The sequence below is a fragment of the Streptomyces sp. x-80 genome, assembly GCF_046549095.1.
Classification (GTDB): Bacteria; Actinomycetota; Actinomycetes; order Streptomycetales; family Streptomycetaceae; genus Streptomyces; species Streptomyces celluloflavus.
The window spans coordinates 503,050-520,790 of the sequence record NZ_JAJPWM010000003.1 but is presented as its reverse complement, the minus strand read 5'-3'; the positions used below and the strand labels follow the sequence as shown (position 1 = coordinate 520,790).

General features: G+C 72.3%; 13 protein-coding genes. 5 read left to right on the top strand and 8 right to left on the bottom strand.

The genetic code is table 11. The features are described from left to right. Positions 1-64: 64 nt before the first annotated feature. Both ACLJWH_RS07800 and ACLJWH_RS07795 read right to left on the bottom strand, forming a co-directional pair. On the bottom strand, positions 65-946 hold the full coding sequence (locus ACLJWH_RS07800) for a hypothetical protein (RefSeq protein ID WP_411140839.1): 882 nt from the start codon (positions 944-946) through the stop codon (positions 65-67). Positions 947-950: 4 nt separating this feature from the next. Beyond that, complete coding sequence (locus ACLJWH_RS07795) at positions 951-1,604, bottom strand: papain-like cysteine protease family protein (RefSeq protein WP_411140838.1); 654 nt, start codon at positions 1,602-1,604, stop codon at positions 951-953. Between the two features lie 241 nt (positions 1,605-1,845). Here ACLJWH_RS07795 and ACLJWH_RS07790 point away from each other — a divergent pair, with 241 nt between their 5' ends. After that, positions 1,846-2,784, top strand: a complete 939-nt coding sequence (locus ACLJWH_RS07790; RefSeq protein WP_411140837.1) for a hypothetical protein — start codon at positions 1,846-1,848, stop codon at positions 2,782-2,784. A 222-nt stretch (positions 2,785-3,006) separates the two neighbouring features. On the opposite strand, the gene ACLJWH_RS07785 is transcribed toward ACLJWH_RS07790, so the two are convergent. Next, positions 3,007-3,420: a Rieske (2Fe-2S) protein gene (locus tag ACLJWH_RS07785; RefSeq protein WP_411140836.1), complete on the bottom strand. Its 414-nt coding sequence runs from the start codon at positions 3,418-3,420 to the stop codon at positions 3,007-3,009. Between the two features lie 229 nt (positions 3,421-3,649). On the opposite strand from ACLJWH_RS07785, the gene ACLJWH_RS07780 reads away from it, so the two are divergent. Next, positions 3,650-4,636 (top strand): carbohydrate kinase family protein, encoded by a 987-nt coding sequence (locus ACLJWH_RS07780; RefSeq protein ID WP_411140835.1) that lies wholly within the window; start codon positions 3,650-3,652, stop codon positions 4,634-4,636. 258 nt (positions 4,637-4,894) lie between these two features. Here the strand turns inward: ACLJWH_RS07780 and uvrA are convergent, their stop codons facing one another. Next, positions 4,895-7,867: an excinuclease ABC subunit UvrA gene (gene uvrA / locus ACLJWH_RS07775; protein ID WP_411140834.1), complete on the bottom strand. Its 2,973-nt coding sequence runs from the start codon at positions 7,865-7,867 to the stop codon at positions 4,895-4,897. Between the two features lie 496 nt (positions 7,868-8,363). Here uvrA and ACLJWH_RS07770 point away from each other — a divergent pair, with 496 nt between their 5' ends. From ACLJWH_RS07770 to ACLJWH_RS07760, 3 genes are all read left to right on the top strand, one after another. Then, positions 8,364-9,092 carry a maleylpyruvate isomerase family mycothiol-dependent enzyme gene (locus ACLJWH_RS07770; protein WP_411140833.1) on the top strand — a complete coding sequence of 243 codons (729 nt, stop codon included), beginning with the start codon at positions 8,364-8,366 and terminating at the stop codon, positions 9,090-9,092. A 9-nt stretch (positions 9,093-9,101) separates the two neighbouring features. Continuing rightward, positions 9,102-9,758 carry an MBL fold metallo-hydrolase gene (locus ACLJWH_RS07765; RefSeq protein WP_411140832.1) on the top strand — a complete coding sequence of 219 codons (657 nt, stop codon included), beginning with the start codon at positions 9,102-9,104 and terminating at the stop codon, positions 9,756-9,758. A gap of 99 nt (positions 9,759-9,857) precedes the next feature. Next, positions 9,858-10,913, top strand: coding sequence for a S66 peptidase family protein (locus tag ACLJWH_RS07760; RefSeq protein ID WP_411140831.1), 1,056 nt, complete (start codon positions 9,858-9,860; stop codon positions 10,911-10,913). 45 nt (positions 10,914-10,958) lie between these two features. Here the strand turns inward: ACLJWH_RS07760 and ACLJWH_RS07755 are convergent, their stop codons facing one another. The 4 genes from ACLJWH_RS07755 to uvrB form a co-directional block, all read right to left on the bottom strand. After that, positions 10,959-11,942 (bottom strand): TerC family protein, encoded by a 984-nt coding sequence (locus ACLJWH_RS07755; RefSeq protein WP_411140830.1) that lies wholly within the window; start codon positions 11,940-11,942, stop codon positions 10,959-10,961. 345 nt (positions 11,943-12,287) lie between these two features. Next, positions 12,288-14,330, bottom strand: a complete 2,043-nt coding sequence (locus ACLJWH_RS07750; RefSeq protein ID WP_411140829.1) for a TerD family protein — start codon at positions 14,328-14,330, stop codon at positions 12,288-12,290. A gap of 48 nt (positions 14,331-14,378) precedes the next feature. Then, positions 14,379-14,957, bottom strand: coding sequence for a TerD family protein (locus ACLJWH_RS07745; protein WP_411140828.1), 579 nt, complete (start codon positions 14,955-14,957; stop codon positions 14,379-14,381). Between the two features lie 158 nt (positions 14,958-15,115). Then, a complete protein-coding gene (uvrB, locus tag ACLJWH_RS07740) occupies positions 15,116-17,257 on the bottom strand; it encodes an excinuclease ABC subunit UvrB (protein ID WP_411140827.1) in 2,142 nt (713 codons plus the stop codon). Between the last annotated feature and the right edge of the window lie 484 nt (positions 17,258-17,741).

The following is a 17,741-nucleotide window of genomic DNA, read 5'->3' as shown; positions in this document are numbered from 1 at the left end:
CGGGCGGCGGATGCCGCCGTCCGGCCGCGGGCGGCGGACGGCTCGGCGGGGGCCCGGCCGGCGCTCAGCGGTGGCGCCGGCGCCGCAGCGCCACGGTGCCGGAGAGGCCGAGCGCCGCCAGGGCCGCGGCGCCCGCCACCGCCGAGGCGGTGGTCACCGGGCTGTCGCCGGCGGCGTCGGTACCGGCCGCGACGGTCTGCTCATGGGAGCCCGCTTCGGTACCGGGCGCCCGCGGGGCGGTCTGCGGCCCGTAGCCGCCGGCCTCGCCACGCTTGTCGTAGGCGGAGCCGGGGAGCTTGTCGCCGTACGCCTTCGCCACCCGCTGCCGGTAGGCGGCGACGGTGGTGCCGGCGGCGCCGACCGCCTGCTCGGCCGCCGCGTCCAGCGGCTCGATCCGGTCGCCGCGCTGCACGTACCAGGCGTTGATCTGCGGTTCGCGGAAGACCGTGCCGCCGGTACCGGCCTTCGCGGCGCCGGCCGCGGCGTAGCGGGTCTCGTCGTCGCCGCTGGCGATGTTGACCACCTTCCAGGCGGCGCCCCGCTGCACGGTCCACACCGAAGCCTTCCGGCCGTCGGCGGCGACGGCCTTGCTGGCGACGAACTCCAGCCGGGCGACGGGGGCATCGGCCTTGCCGCGGACGAAGTCCGGCGACAGGACGTAGACGGGGACCGCGGCGCCCTCGATGCGCGGGGCGGCCGGCTCCCCGGCCGGCGCGGCGGCGCGAGCCCGGCCGCCGCCGGCGCCGTCACTGGCGAAGAAGCGGGCGAGGGTGTCCAGCGTCGCGGGGGCGGCAGCCGCGTCGTGGGCGGCGGCGATGCTCGCACGGGCCGGGGCCGGCGGCGGGGCGGGCGCCGTGGCGGCCAGTGCGGCCTGCGGCGCGAGGCCGATGAGGGCGGCGGCGAGCGTCCCGGTGGCGGCGGTGCGGACGACGGTGCGCTTCGTCATGGCCTCAGGCTCCTATCCGGTAGAGGGAGTGGGTCCAGGAGAAGGAGCTGCCGTTCACGTAGTAGTCGAAATCACCCCAGTTGTAGCGGTTGTTGGTCGCCCATGGGTCGCCCCAGTAGACCCAGTTCCGGCTCGTGTCGAAGCCGTAGAGCACATGCATATGGCCGCCGCCCGAGGACCATTCGATACGGGTCTCGACGGGCCGGTTGGCGTTGATCTCACTCTGCACGGTGCTGTAGCGCAGATAACCGGTCACATACGAGCCGGAGTTGATGCCCATCCACCGGAAGGCATTCTGCACATTGCCGAGTGTGGCCTGGTTGTTGGGGCAGGCGGTGTTCTGCTGGCGGTTGAAGGCGGCGTTGCAGAACTGGTTCTGGCTGTAGTTCCTGCCGTACCAGGCCGCGATGGTGTTGCCGGAGCCCGCCCAGCACCAGTTGGTCTTCTCCTGGGCCTGCATGGAGATGTTCAGGCGATTGGCGGTACGGAGCGCGGGGGCCTTGGCGGCGGGCTGCCCGGCGGCGGCGTGGGGCACCGGCGCCGTGGGGGTGACCGCCGAGGCGGTCGTTCCCGGCAGCGAGATGAGCGCCGCGGCGGTGAGCGCCGCGGCCGACAGCCATCGGCGGCGCGAACGGTGTATGAGCGGTGCACGGGTCATGGCGTTCCTCCCGAACGAGGGGGTGTGCGAGGGAGAGGAGCGCATCCGGATGCTGTTGAGGAGCATCGGGTGTTGTCGTATGCAGGTCAACACGCTTCAATGCGGGGTGACACGGGGGTGTGGACGAACGGGCAAGGATGTGAACGTCCGGTGCCCGGCGTACTTCAGCGAACAGGCAGGGAGCGCGCGCGGCGTGCAATCCGGTTGTGAACATTCACCCGCGCGCCGGAGGGTTGAGGAAATGGCACAGAACACACCCGAGTCGGCCGAGCTGGCCCAGCTGCTGCGGACCGGCCCGTTCCATCTCGCGCTGCGCAGCGCGCTCAGCGCACGGGGCCTCGCGCTCCACCGCGTCCAGCACAAACTCGCCCAGCGTGGCATCAAGGTCGGGGTGACCAGCCTGAGTTACTGGCAGCAGGGGGCCCGGCGCCCGCAGCGCCCCGAGTCCCTGCGGGCGGTGCGCGCCCTGGAGGAGGTCCTCGAACTGCCCGCGCGCTCGCTGCACCGCCTGCTGGTGCCCGAGGGCGCCACCCGCCCGGAACCCGACCGGCCGACCGGCCGCAGCTACCGTTCGCTGGTCGCCCCCGTCGACACGCTCCAGCAGCTGTTCGCCGCGCTGGAGGCGCCCGCGGACGGCGGGCTGCACACGGTCGGGCACCATGAGCGGGTCCGCATCGGGCCGCGCCGTGAGCTGAGCGGACGCGAATCGTTGCAGACCGTCCGCGCGCACCGGGACGGCGTGGACCGCTATGTCGCCATCCACCACGGCGACGCGGGCTGCGATCCGTCCCGGGTGACGGTGCGGGCCGCGGAGAACTGCCGGCTGGGGCGGGTGCGCGGCGACGCGGGCACCGGGGTGATCGTCGCCGAGTTACTCTTCGACGCCCGGCTGCGCGCCGGTGACACCCATGTCTTCGGGTACGCCTTCGAGGACGGCAGCGGCGGCCCGAGCGCCGAGTACATCCGCGGTTTCAGCTTCGCGGGCGGCCAGTACGTCCTTCAGGTGCGTTTCGACGAGACGGCGCTGCCGGTGCGCTGCCACCGCTTCGCCCAGGTCTCGGCGGGCGCGCCGCGCAGCGCCCAGCAGGAGCTGACGCTGAACGGCCGGCACCGCGCCGTCCATCTGGTGGAGCAGGGGGTCCGGCCGGGGATTCTCGGCATCAGGTGGGACTGGGGCTGACGGGGCCGCGTACGGCCCCCGGTGAGCGGCGGCCGGTGACCGGTGGCGGACTACCGGTGTCCGGCCGGTACGCGACGGGGCCGGGCGGACGGCCGGTGGGAGAGGCCCCGGCCGCCGCGATCCCCGGCACCGGCCCGCAGGCCCCGCCCGCTCCCCCGCTCAGCCCGTCCAGCCCGTTCAGCCCGTTCAGCCCGTTCAGCCCGTTCAGCCCGTTCAGCCCGTTCAGCCCGCGATCAGCTTGCCGTTCTTGGCCTGGACCGGGACCTCGGGGAGTGGGGCGGTCGCCGGGCCCTGGATGACCTCGCCGGTGGTGACGTCGAAGCGGCTGCCGTGGCAGGGGCAGGTGCCCTGCTTCTTGTCGACCTCGGACAGGACGCAGCCCGCGTGGGTGCACTTGGCGCTGAAGCACTTGAACTCGCCCTTGGTGGGCTGGGAGACGAGCAGCCGGTCCTCGCGGTAGAGCTTGGCGCCGCCGACCGGTACCGCGGTGGCGGCCCCCAGGTCGACCGGCGCGGTGGGCACCGCCGACGCGGCGCCGCCCGAGCTCTCCGCGGAGCAGGCCGCCAGCCCGAAGCCGGCGGCACCCGCCAGCGCGGCCCCGCGCAGCACGGTTCGGCGGGCGGGGGGCTGGCTCATGGCTACTCCAGAGGTCGGGTGCCGGGGTGCGAGCTGCGGGCCGGCGGATTCCGGCTCCCGACGATACCGGCACAGATCCTTCCGCTTCCGGCGGGCCCGGACCGGTGGACCGCGGGCCGCACGGAGCTGCATGATCGTCTGGACGAGGCCGTGCCGGACCGCGGTACCGGCCTTCGCCGCTCCCTGCCCCGGCCACCGCCCGGGACGCCCGCGAGAGGAACCGCACCCCGTGATCGTCGTCGCCGGCGAGGCGCTGATCGACCTCGTCCCCAGCTCCCCGGAGCCGCCCCGGGACGGCCGGCTGCCCGCGCTGCTGCCCCGCCGCGGCGGCGGGCCGTACAACACCGCGGTCGCGCTCGGGCGGCTCGGCTCGCCCACCGCGTTCTGCTCCCGGATCTCGACCGACGCCTTCGGCGAAGCGCTGCTGCACGGACTGCGGACCGGCGGGGTGGACACCTCTCTGGTGCAGCGCGGCCCCGAGCCGACCACCCTCGCGCTGGCGGACGTCGGTCCGGACGGCTCGGCGGGCTACGGCTTCTACGCGGACGGCACCGCAGACCGTCTCTTCACCCTGCCGCCCTCGCTGCCCACCGGGGTCCGCGCGCTCTCCCTGGGCACCTGCTCGCTCGTCCTGGAACCGGGCGCGAGCGCGTACGAGGCCCTGCTGCGCCGGGAGGCCGGGCGGGGCGTCTGCACCGCGCTCGACCCCAACATCCGCCCCGGTCTGATCCCGGATCCCGACGCCTACCGTGCCCGGTTCCGCTCCTGGCTCCCGCACCTCACCCTGCTGAAACTCTCGGCGGAGGACGCGTACTGGCTGGCGGAGGCGCCGGACGGGTCCGGAGCCGGGTCCGGCGCGGGCGACGGGGCGGACCGGGACGTCGCCGCCGCGCTGCGGCAGTGGCTGGACGCGGGCCCGGCGGCGATCGTGATCACCCGGGGCGGCGACGGGCTGACGGTGCGGACGCCGGGCGGGTGCGCGGTGACGGTTCCCGGCAGGCGGGTCGAGGTCGTCGACACCATAGGCGCGGGCGACACGGTCAACGCCGCACTGCTGCACCGGCTGGACGCCCACGACGCGCTCTCGCCCGCCGCCATCGCCGCGCTCGGCACCGACGACTGGCGCGACATCCTCGGCTTCGCCGCCCGCGCCGCCGCGGTCACCTGCTCCCGCGCCGGGGCGGAACCGCCGTACGCGACGGAGCTCGCGCCGTAGCGGACACGAGGGTGCCGGGAGGGGCGGCGGGTGTACCGGCCCCGCCCCTCCCCCGCCCTCGTACCGGCCCTGTGCCGCCCTCGGACCCTCGGTACTCGCCGTCGGCGGCGTCTCCTTCGTACCCGCCGCCGACGACGGCCGCGCCCGGCCCGGATTCGTTCCCGAGCCGGGCCCCGGATGCTGTCCCTCACGGGGAACGGGCCGCCCCCGTCCGCCGTGGCGGATCGGCGGCGGCCCGTCCCGGAGCCGGGCGGCGCGTCAGGAGGTCCGGCGGGCCCGCGTCGTCGCCTTCTTGGCGGCCGGCTTCTTCGCGGCGGCCTTCTTGGCGGCCGGCTTCTTCGCCGCCGCGGCCTTCTTCGCCGGCTTCCCCGTCGTCGCGGCATCGCTGACGCGGTCGCCGAGGATCTCCCGCAGGAACTTGCCGGTGTGGCTGGCCGGGACCGCCGCGACGCCCTCCGGCGTGCCTTCGGCGACGACCATTCCGCCGCCGTTGCCGCCCTCCGGGCCCATGTCGATGACCCAGTCGGCGGTCTTGATCACATCGAGGTTGTGCTCGATGACGATCACCGTGTTGCCCTTGTCGACCAGGCCGGACAGCACCCTGATGAGCTTGCTGATGTCGTCGAAGTGCAGACCGGTGGTCGGCTCGTCCAGGACATAGACCGTGCTGCCCGTCGAACGCTTCTGGAGCTCGCTCGCCAGCTTGACGCGCTGCGCCTCGCCGCCCGAGAGGGTCGGTGCGGACTGCCCGAGCCGGACGTACCCGAGGCCGACCTCGTGGAGCGTCTTGAGATGGCGGGCGATGGTCGGCACCGCCTCGAAGAAGCCCAGCGCCTCCTCGATGGGCATGTCCAGCACCTCGGCGATGGACTTGCCCTTGTAATGCACCTCCAGCGTCTCTCGGTTGTAGCGCGCACCGTGGCAGACCTCGCACGGTACGTACACATCCGGCAGGAAGTTCATCTCGATCTTGATCGTGCCGTCGCCGGAGCAGTTCTCGCAGCGGCCGCCCTTGACGTTGAAGGAGAAGCGCCCCGGCAGATAGCCGCGGACCTTGGCCTCCATCGTCTCCGCGAACAGCTTGCGGACGTGGTCGAAGACGCCGGTGTACGTGGCCGGGTTGGAGCGGGGGGTACGGCCGATGGGCGACTGGTCGACATGGACGACCTTGTCCACCAGGTCGTCGCCCGCCACCCGGGTGTGCCGGCCCGGCACCGACTTGGCGCCGTTCAGCTCGCGCGCCAGGTGGGTGTAGAGGATGTCGTTGACCAGCGTCGACTTGCCGGATCCGGAGACGCCGGTGACGGCGGAGAGGACCCCGAGCGGGAAGGAGACGTCGATGTCGCGGAGGTTGTTCTCCTTCGCACCGTGGACGGTCAGCTGCCGGGTGGGGTCGGCGGGACGGCGGATCTCCGGCGTCGGGATGGCCTTCTTCCCGGACAGATACTGGCCGGTGATCGACTCCTTGTTGGCCAGCAGTTGCTTCATCGGGCCGCTGTGCACGACCTTGCCGCCGTGCTCGCCCGCACCCGGGCCGATGTCCACGACCCAGTCGGCGACCTTGATGGTGTCCTCGTCGTGCTCCACGACGATCAGGGTGTTGCCCATGTCGCGCAGCCGTACCAGCGTCTCGATCAGCCGGTGGTTGTCGCGCTGGTGCAGGCCGATGGACGGCTCGTCCAGGACGTAGAGCACGCCGACCAGACCAGAGCCGATCTGGGTGGCGAGGCGGATGCGCTGTGCCTCACCGCCGGAGAGGGTGCCCGCGGCGCGGTTCAGCGAGAGGTAGTCCAGGCCGACGTCCACCAGGAACTTCAGCCGTTCGTTGACCTCCTTGAGGACCCGCTCGGCGATCTTCTTGTCCCGGGCGTCGAGCTTCATCCCGCGCAGGAAGTCGGCGCAGTCACTGATCGACATGGCCGCGACCTCGGCGATCGACTTCTGCTGCACCGTGACGGCGAGCACGACCGGCTTGAGCCGCGTCCCCTCACAGGTCGGGCAGGGCACCTCGCGCATATAGCCCTCGAAGCGCTCCCGGCTGCTGTCGCTCTCCGCCTCGCTGTGCCGCCGCTTGACGAACGGCAGGGCGCCCTCGAAGGCGGTGGTGTACGCGCGCTCGCGGCCGTACCGGTTGCGGTAGCGGACCTCGATCTGGGTCTTGTGGCCGTGCAGCAGGGCCTTCTTGGCACGCTGCGGCAGCCCGGCCCACGGGATGTCCGTCCGGAACCCGAGGGCGTCCGCCAGCGCGCCCACCAGGCGGCCGAAGTACTCCTTGGTGTGGCCGTGCGACCAGGGGTGGATCGCTCCCTCGTCGAGCGACCTGTCCTCGTCGGGGACGATCAGCTCGGGGTCGACCTCCATACGGGTGCCGATGCCGGTGCACTCCGGGCAGGCGCCGAAGGGCGAGTTGAAGGAGAAGGAGCGGGGCTCCAGCTCCTCGAAGGACAGATCGTCGTAGGCGCAGTAGAGATGCTCGGAGTACATCCGCTCGCGCTGCGGGTCGTCCGCGTCCAGGTCGACGAAGTCGAGGATGACCATGCCGCCGGAGAGCCCGAGGGCGGTCTCGACGGAGTCGGTCAGCCGCCGCTTGGCGGTGTCCTTGACCGTGAGGCGGTCGACGACCACCTCGATGGTGTGCTTCTCCTGCTTCTTGAGCTTCGGCGGCTCGGCGAGCTGGATCGTCTCCCCGTCGACCCGCGCCCGGCTGTAGCCCTTGGTCTGGAGGTCGGCGAAGAGATCGACGAACTCGCCCTTGCGCTCGCGCACCAGCGGGGAGAGCACCTGGAAGCGGCTGCCCTCGGGCAGTTCGAGCACCTTGTCGACGATGGCCTGCGGCGACTGCCGGGCGATCGGCCGGCCGCACTCGGGACAGTGCGGCTTGCCGATCCGCGCGAAGAGCAGGCGGAGGTAGTCGTAGACCTCGGTGATCGTGCCGACCGTGGAGCGCGGGTTGCGCGAGGTCGATTTCTGGTCGATCGAGACCGCGGGGGACAGGCCCTCGATGAAGTCCACATCGGGCTTGTCCATCTGCCCGAGGAACTGCCGGGCATAGGAGGAGAGCGACTCGACATAGCGCCGCTGCCCCTCGGCGAAGATCGTGTCGAAGGCGAGCGAGGACTTGCCCGACCCGGAGAGCCCCGTGAAGACGATGAGGGAGTCGCGGGGGAGGTCGAGCGAGACGTTTCGGAGATTGTGCTCACGAGCGCCACGAACGATGAGACGGTCGGCCACGCCGGTCGGCACCTTTCTGGAGAGGGGCGGGAGCCGCGGCTCTGCTTCCGCGGCCCGGTGGAACGAGCAGAGGCGGAGCGGAGCGGAGCCCCCCACCCAGGGTAGGGGGAACTGCCACGGCGCTGTCTGAGTGATGCCACACACGAGCCTATAGCACGCGCATTCGATTTACGGCGCCCGCAAGCCCGCTTCACCCAAACGTGTGGCAGCGCCGCCGCCCCTTGCCGCCCGGCCTCGCACGCGTGCCCCGAATGCCCTCGAATGCCCTCGCACCGGCCGGGCGCTGCCACCCGGTCTCACCGGCGAGAGCGGTCCGCGCGGGCGGGCCGCGAAGCGCGACGGCCGGGCGGGTGGCCGGCGCCGGCCACCCGCCCGGCCCGGCATTCCGGACCATCCCCTCCATAGCGCCCCGTCCGCCCCTCCCGTCACACCCGCGTACGCCCCGGATCCGCCCGGCCGACTCCCGAAGCCGGCGGCGCGGCGCTAGCGTCTGGGCATGACCTCCACCCCGCCTGACTTCCCGCACGATGTGGCAGCCGTCCGCGAGGCCACCGACCGGCTGCTCGACTCGGTGGCCAAGCTGGACGACGCCGCGGTCGGCGAACCGTGCCTGCTCCCGGGCTGGACCCGCGGCCATCTCCTCGCCCATCTGGCGCGCAACGCGGACGCGCTGGTCAACCTCCTCACCTGGGCACGTACGGACGTACCGACGCCCATGTACGACAGCGCCGGGGCCCGCGACGCCGATATCGCCCGGGACGCGGACCGCTCGCTGGCGGCCCATCTGGAGGACCTGCGGGCCACCGCCGCGCGGTTCGACGCGGCGGTGGACGCGCTGCCGCCCGAGCGCCTGGCGTACCGGGTGGAGATGCGCAACGGCGTCGTGGACCGGGCCGACCGGCTGCCGCAGCGGCGGCTGAACGAGATCGAACTGCACCACGTCGATCTCGGCGTCGGCTACTCCGTGGAACAGCTGCCGTCCGCGTTCCTCGACGGTGTGCTGACGTTCCTGACCGAGGTGAAGTTCGCCGGACACGCGGCGCTGCCCGCGCTGGAGCTGCGTACCGACGACGGCCGGCGGTGGCGCACCGGGCGGGCGGACACCGGTGCGCCCGTGGTGGTGACCGGCTCCCCGGCGGCGCTGACCGGCTGGCTCACCGGCCGTGGCGACGGGAGCGGACTCGACACCCCGGGCTCCGACCTGCCCGCCGTCCCCCCGCTCTAAGCTGGCCCCATGGGCTACAGCGGAGCAGTGAAGGTCGGCGGACCGGCCGACGTGCATGAGCTGACCGACCTGATGATCTCGAAGGTCGCGGTCGGTCCGATGAACAACAACGCCTATCTGTTGCGGTGCCGGGCGACGGACGAGCAGCTGCTGATCGACGCGGCCGCCGAACCGCACACCCTGCTCGCGCTGATCGGCGACAGCGGTATCGCGTCCGTCGTCACCACGCACCGGCACGGTGACCACTGGGGTGCGCTGCGCGAGGTGGTCGATGCGACGGGCGCGCGGACGTACGCGGGGCGGTACGACGCCGAGGGCATCCCCGTCCCCACGGACGTACCGGTCGAGGACGGTGACACCCTCACCGTCGGCCGCGTCGAGCTGACCGCGCGCCATCTGGTCGGCCACACCCCGGGCAGCATCGCGCTGGTCTACGACGACCCGCACGGCCATCCGCATCTGTTCACCGGCGACTGCCTCTTCCCCGGGGGCGTCGGCAACACCCACGGGAACGCGGCGGACTTCGGCACGCTGATCGACGGCGTACAGACCAAGCTCTTCGACCGGCTGCCCGACGAGACCTGGGTCTATCCGGGCCACGGCGCCGACACCACGCTCGGCGCGGAGCGGCCGCATCTCGCGGAGTGGCGCGAGCGCGGCTGGTAGCACGCGGGGGCGCCCCGCGGCGCCACCACGGCGGGAAGTGCGGGCCGGCGGGCGGATATTGAGCTGCCGGCCCGCTTTCCTGCCCCCTACCCTCGCGCCATGCCGATATCCGCCACCACCGCCGCTCCCGCCTACCCTCCCAAGCCCCGGCCCGGGGACCGCGTCGCGGTGCTCTCCCCGTCATCGGGGCTGCCGGGACTCCTCCCGCTGCCGTACGAACTCGGCCTCACCCGGCTGACGGAGGAGTTCGGGCTGCTGCCGGTCGAGTACCCGGCCACCCGGAAGACGGGCGCCACCGCGCAGGAGCGGGCCGCCGATCTGCACGCCGCCTTCGCGGACCCGGACATCGCCGCGGTCTTCGCCAGCATCGGCGGCAACGACCAGCTCACCGTGCTGCCCCACCTGGACCGCGAGGTGTTCCGCGCGCACCCCAAGCCGTTCTTCGGGTACAGCGACAACACCAACCTGCTGGCCTACCTCCACAGCACCGGGATCGTCGGCTTCCACGGTGCCACCGTGATGTGCGAACTGGGGCGCCCCGGGGCGATGCACCCGCTGACCACGGAGTCGCTGCGCGCCGCGCTGTTCACCCCGGGACCGTACGAACTGCGGCCCGCGGCGCACTACCGCGACGAGGACCGCGACTGGGCCGACCCCGACACCTTCACGGCCGAGCCGCCCGTCCGGCCGGGCGGCGGCTGGCACTGGCACGGACCGGAGCGGGTGGTCGAGGGCATCAGCTGGGGCGGCAGCCTCGGGCCGCTGTCCTGGATGCTGATGGCGGACCGCGAGATCCCCGCCGCCCCCGACGGCGGGGTGCTGTTCCTGGAGACGTCCGAGACCCTGCCGAGCGCCGACGAGGTGTACTTCGTGCTGCGCAGCATGGGCGAGCGCGGGCTGCTCCGGCGGTTCCCCGCGCTGCTGATGGGCCGCCCCAAGGCGTGGTCGCGGGTCCGGCCCCACTCCCGGGAGGCGAAGGCGGCCTACCGGCGTGAGCAGCGCGCGGCGGTGCTGCGGGCGCTGGCCGCGTACGCCCCGGACACCCTGGTGGTCTTCGATGTCGATCTCGGCCACACCGATCCGCAGCTGGTGATCCCGTACGGCGGCACGGTCCGGGTGGACGGGGCGGCGCGGCGTATCACGGTGACGTACTGAGTGACGCCACGGGCACCGGACGCCGGTGCTTGTGGCGCGCGCCGCTCAGACGCCGAGGGTGTCCTTGGGCTCTGACCCGTCCGCCGCCCGCTTCCGGGAGGCGCGCAGGCTGGTGATCGTCGTGACGACGAGCACGGTGCAGATGACGCCCAGCGAGACCGGAATGCTGATCTCCGGCACGCTCACGCCCGACTCGTGCAGGGCGTGCAGCACCAGCTTCACACCGATGAACCCGAGGATGACCGACAGGCCGTACGAGAGGTGGACCAGCTTCTTGAGCAGCCCGCCGAGCAGGAAGTACAGCTGCCGCAGACCCATCAGGGCGAAGGCGTTGGCGGTGAAGACGATGTACGGGTCCTGGGTGAGGCCGAAGATCGCCGGGATGGAGTCCAGGGCGAACAGGACATCGGTGGTGCCGATCGCCAGCATCACGATCAGCATCGGCGTCATCAGCCGCCTGCCGTTCTCGACGACGAACAGCTTGGTGCCGCGGTAGGTGTCGGTCGACGGGAAGCGCCTCTCGACCAGCTTCAGGAAGCGGTTCTCCTCGAACTCCTCGTCCTCCTCACCGGCGCGCGCCTCCTTGATGAGCTTCCAGGCGGTCCAGATGAGGAAGGCGCCGAAGAGGTAGAACACCCAGGAGAAGTTGGCGATGATCGCGGCACCCGCGCCGATGAAGCCGGCCCGCAGCACCAGCGCGATCAGCACACCGACCAGCAGCACCCGCTGCTGATAGACGGCCGGGACCGCGAACTTGCCCATGATCAGGACGAAGACGAAGAGGTTGTCGACGCTCAGGGACTTCTCGGTGATGAAGCCCGCGAAGAACTCACCGGCGGGGGCACCGCCGCCGTACAGCAGAAGTCCGAGTCCGAAGAGCGCGGCGAGCGCGATCCAGACACCGGTCCAGATTCCGGCCTCCTTGAGGGAGACCTCGTGCGGGGTGCGTCCGCCGATGAAGAAATCGGCGGCGATGAGGGCGCACAGACCGAGAATGGTCAGCACCCACAGGGTCAGGGAGACGTCCACTGCTCCTCCGGCAGAGTCGTACGGCACGTACAGCGTCGTCGCTGCCGGAGGTCTCTTCCACCCGGACCGCCATTGCTCGCGATCACTGAGATGGGCCGACGCCCCGGGATCTCGTCACATCCGGAATCCGTGATGACGGGTACGTCGCAGCAGGAATACTCCCCTCCGCCCCCAAAGAGTAAAGGAATGGAAAGTAATAGTAAAGAGAAGGGCAAAAATGCTGGTCAGGGGCTCATGACCTCAAGGGACAGGGCTTTGCGGGCTCGACACCACTCCTCGACCGGGCTCTCCGTACGGTGCGCCGTCTGCTGCACCGCCCGGTGGGCCGGCGCCGGTCGGGGCCGGTCAGCGTCCGTCGGCGCGGCGGGCCTCGGCGAGCCGGTCCAGGACCTGGCGCACCACCTGACTGCCCTTGGGGGCGAGCGGCGGCTCGTACGTCCAGGCGTGGCCCACCCAGGGGTCGCCGAGGTGCGCGGCGGGCACCGGCGTGATCCGCAGCAGGGCGCGCCACAGCGGGTCCAGGAGCGGGCCGTACTCCCGGGTCCGGTCGCGGTCGGCGACCATCAGCAGATGCACCCCGGCCGACGGGCCCTCGTCCGCCAGATAGCGGAGCCGGGTGAGGGCACGGTCGTCGAAGCCGTGCGGGAAGTCGTGCACGATCAGCAGCTGCTGGGCGGTGTCGAGGTCCGGCGGCAGCGCGTCCGCGGCGCGATGGCGCAACGCCATCTGGACGAGGTCCACGCGCCGGGTCAGCGTCTCCAGGACCGTGGCCACGCCCGCGGCCCCGGGAGCCGGCAGCTCGCGCAGCGCGCCGGTCTCCAGCAGCGGGGCGAGCGAGGGCGCCGCGGCACCCTCCGGATCGATGACCTGGACGGCGAAGTCGCCGACGGGGTGGCCGGCGAGCAGCCGGGCGGCGACGGCGACTGCGGTCTCCAGGGCGAGCCTGCGCAGCTCGGCCTCGTCCGGCGGTCCGTCCGTCAGCGCGCTGCCCAGCTCCCGGCGGCCGTACTCGCGCTCCGGCGGGTGACCGCCGCTGCGCAGGACCGCGGCGCGCCCGCTGTCGATCCACAGCCCACGCTCCAGCGGGAGGCGGACGAGCATGGGGATGCGCAGGTGCGGGACCTCGGGGAGGTGCAGATCGCCCAGGCGGACCGCCATCGGGGGCTCGGGCGGAACGCGGTAGCCCTGCCATACGGGGTTGTCCCAGCGCGCGAAGGGAGGCGGCAGCGCGGGCTCCACGACCTCCGCCTCGGCGACGAGCTGAGCGAGGTCGCGGTCGAGGGCCTCACGGGCCCGTGCCACGAGGGCGGCGTGCTTGTCACGGGCGGCGGCACGGGCGGTGTCGGCAGCCGTGCCGAGGCGGTTGCGCGGGTCGGCGAGGGCGTTGTCCAGCTCCTTCGCCAGGCGGGAGTCGGCGAAGTCGGATGCGCTGCGGTACGCGGCGACCGAACGGGCCAGATCCTCGAACATGCCCCAGACCTGGTTGTAGAGCCGCTCGTCCATGCTCCACCCGCCGGCGTCACCGGCCACCGGGGGCGGCGGGCCGTCGGGCACTGCCGGGACGCCCCCGGGCGGTGCCGGGGTCCGGCGCGGTACGGCGGATGTGCCGTCCGGCGCGGCGGCGGCCGAGGCCGGTACGGTGCGCCGCTCCGGGTGGCGGTAGTCGATGGGGGCGCCGCCGGGCGGGGCGGCGGGCGGCGACGGGTCCGCGGCGGGTTCCGGGCGGTCCGCGGCGGGCGTCCGGGCCGGGGCCGGGTGGCCCACGGCGGCGGCCGGTTCTCCCCCGGGCGGCTCGGCCCGGTGCGCCGCGACGGGCGCGCGGAGGGTGCGGGCGGGGGTCTGCCCGGCGGCGTCCTCGATGGCGGCGGCCAGCTCCGCCGCCTGCGGCAGCCCCTGGTCGCGCAGCAGCGCGGCGAGGCCGTCGGCGTACCCCTGGCCCACGGCGCGTACCTTCCAGGCGCCCTGCCTGCGGTACAGCTCCACGGCGACGACGGCGGACTCGGCGCCCAGGCCGGAGAGGGTGTAGCCGGCGATCGCCGTGCCGTCGGGAGCGGTGACCGCGACGGAGGGTGCGGCGACCGCGCCGAACCCACTGCGGCCACCGGTCCCGGTGGGCGGCAGCGCGAGCAGCACGCTCACCCGGTGGACGGCGGCGGACAGCGCACCGAGATCCACCGCGATGCGGTGCTCGGCGGCGGCCCGGCCGGGAACCTCGATGCCGGTGAGCCGGGGTGCGCCCGGATGGGCCACGGACTCGGTGCCCGGGAGCCTGCCCTGCGCATCGCCGAGCGTGACCCCGGCCACCACGGGCCCGCCCGCCACGATCCGGATCTCCACACGGGTCCGGTCCAGCGGGTGGTTCTGCCCCCGGACCAGCTCGGCCGTCATCGATGTTCTCCCTGGAGGTGTACGCCGCGGGCGCGGGCCGCGTGCGGGTTACAGGTGCGGCAGGATCGCCGGCACCACGTCCTGGAACGTCCGGCCCTGGGAGGGTTCGCCGATGGCGGTCATCTGCCAGCCACCGCCCACCCGGTGCACCTTGGCCATGATCTGCGCGGTGTAGTCACCGCCGCCCGTGAGGGTGTAGCGGGCCAGCTCCTGACCGGTGGTCTCGTCGACCAGCCGGCAGAAGGCGTCCTGCACCTCCGCGAAGGTCTGGCCGGTGAAGGAGTTGACGAGGAACACGATCTGGTCGATGTGCACCGGCACCCGCGCCAGGTCGACCAGGATCGCCTCGTCGTCGCCGCCCTCGCCCGCGCCGCCGACCAGGTTGTCGCCGGTGTGCCGGAGCGAACCGTCGTTGCTGACGAGGTGCTGGAAGAAGACGACGTCTATGGGGTTCTGGTCGGCGAACAGCACCGCCGAGGCATCCAGGTCGATCTCCCGCGTACGCGACCGGAACAGACCGCGGCGGGGCGCCGAGCGCCAGCCCAGCCCCATCCGGACCGCGGTCAGCGTCCCTCCGCCGGACTTCTCCAGGCTGATGCCCTGCCCCTTGGACAAATTGACCGACACGCGCCGTCCCCTCTCCTCGCTGCTCTTCGCTGTCCCCGCCCGCCTTACGGCGGCCCCTCGACCCTACGCACGGCGGCGGGCCGAACGGCCACCAGCCCCGCTCTTTGTGGCGTTTCTGCAACACACCGGGCGCCGCCCGCCCGCCGCGGCGCCGCCCGTCAGCTGACCCCGGCCTCCCGCATCTGCCGCAACTCCTTCTTCAGTTCGCCCACTTCGTCGCGGAGCCGGGCGGCGACCTCGAACTGCAACTCGGCGGCGGCGGCCCGCATCCGCTCGGTCATCTCCTCGATGAGCTCCGCCAGTTCGGCGGCGGGGCGGTCCGTCAGGGCCACGGCGCCCTTCCCGCCCTTGCCCGCCCGGCCCTTCGCGGCCTTCGCGCCAAGCGCGGGGACCGGCGCCTTGCCCTGGGCGTCCTTGGCGCCGGACCCCTTGCGGTATCCCGAACCCAGCAGTTCCTGGGTGTCGATCTCCTCGCGGGCGATCGTCGCGACGATGTCGCCGATCTTCTTGCGGAGCGGCTGCGGGTCGATGCCGTTCTCCTTGTTGTACGCGAGCTGCTTCTCCCGGCGGCGGTTGGTCTCGTCGATGGCCCTCTCCATCGCCGGGGTGATCTTGTCGGCGTACATGTGCACCTGTCCGGAGACGTTGCGCGCCGCGCGTCCGATCGTCTGGATCAGGGCCGAACCGGACCGCAGGAAGCCCTCCTTGTCGGCGTCCAGGATGGCCACCAGGGAGACCTCGGGGAGGTCGAGTCCCTCCCGCAGCAGGTTGATGCCGACCAGGACGTCGTACTCGCCGGCCCGCAGTTCGCGCAGCAGCTCCACGCGTCGCAGGGTGTCCACATCGCTGTGCAGATAGCGGACCTGGATGCCGAGCTCCAGGAAGTAGTCCGTGAGGTCCTCGGCCATCTTCTTGGTGAGGGTGGTGACCAGGACACGCTCGTTCTTGTCCGTGCGGGTGCGGATCTCGTGCACCAGGTCGTCGATCTGTCCGTCGGTGGGCTTGACGACCACCTCGGGGTCGACCAGGCCGGTCGGGCGGATGATCTGCTCCACGAAGCCGTCGCCGCGCGCGAGCTCGTACTTGCCCGGGGTCGCCGACAGGTAGACGGTCTGGCCGATGCGCTCCAGGAACTCCTCCCACTTCAGCGGCCGGTTGTCCATGGCGGACGGCAGCCGGAAGCCGTGCTCGACCAGGGTGCGCTTGCGGGAGGCGTCGCCCTCGTACATGGCGCCGATCTGGGGGACCGTGACATGCGACTCGTCGATGACCAGGAGGAAGTCGTCCGGGAAGTAGTCGATGAGGGTGTTGGGCGCGGAGCCGGGCTCACGGCCGTCCATGTGCATCGAGTAGTTCTCGATGCCGGAGCAGGAGCCGATCTGCCGCATCATCTCGATGTCGTACGTGGTGCGCATGCGCAGCCGCTGGGCCTCCAGGTGTTTGCCCTGCTTCTCCATCGTGGCGAGGCTGTCCGCCAGTTCGGCCTCGATACCGGCGATGGCCTTCTCCATGCGTTCCGGGCCCGCGATGTAGTGGCTGGCCGGGAAGATGTAGAGCTCCCGGTCGTCGCTGATGACCTCGCCGGTGAGCGGGTGGAGCGTGGACAGCGCCTCGACCTCGTCGCCGAACATCTCGATCCGGACGGCCAGCTCTTCATAGACCGGGAAGATCTCGATGGTGTCGCCGCGTACCCGGAAGGTGCCCCGGGTGAACGCCACGTCGTTGCGGGTGTACTGGATGTCGACGAAGCGGCGCAGCAGCTGGTCCCGGTCGATCTCGTCGCCGACCTTCAGCGGCACCATGCGGTCGACGTACTCCTGCGGCGTGCCCAGGCCGTAGATGCAGGACACCGACGCGACCACGATGACGTCACGCCGGGTGAGCAGCGAGTTCGTCGCGGAGTGGCGCAGCCGCTCGACCTCCTCGTTGATCGAGGAGTCCTTCTCGATGTACGTATCGGACTGCGGGACGTACGCCTCGGGCTGGTAGTAGTCGTAGTAGGAGACGAAGTATTCGACGGCGTTGTTGGGCAGCAGCTCACGGAATTCGTTGGCGAGCTGGGCCGCGAGGGTCTTGTTGGGCGCCATGACGAGCGTCGGGCGTTGCAGCTTCTCGATCATCCACGCGGTGGTCGCCGACTTACCGGTGCCGGTCGCGCCCAGCAGGACGACATCCTTCTCACCGCCGCGGATGCGCCGTTCCAGCTCGGCGATGGCCGCCGGCTGGTCGCCATTGGGCTGGTAGGGGCTGACGACCTCGAAGGGCGCCACCGTGCGTTCGATCTTTGATACGGGCCGCATGAATCCACCGTACGACCCGGCACTGACAATCGACCGGGCGAGCGCTCCGACCAGCATCTTTGCCCGAGGGGCGTAAGCAGGCTTCCGAGGGCGCCGGGCGGTCGGCCGGCACCCCGACGGCTCCCGGCCGTGACCGGGCGTGAGCCCGCCCGGCGTGCCCGCGCCGGTGTCCGTGCCCACGCCCACGACTACGCCCGCGCAGGTGCCCGCGCCCGCGCGCGGGGGCCTGCCGCGGGAGCCGCGCCGCCCCGGGAAGCCGGAACCGGTCAGACACACGAGGGGTGACGAACCGTCGGCCGGGATGCGTGAACGCCGTGTCTCCGGCAAGTTGGACGGCGCCCGGGTGTACGTCCCCAGCCCGGCGCCTTCCGGTCATCGCACGCCCAAGCCCTCGACCACGGAGCACCGGCTGCTTCCGTCCCCCGTCCCGGCCGCCCCGGGGCCGGCCCGCCCGCATCCGCCCCTCGCGCCACCCGGCCGCGCA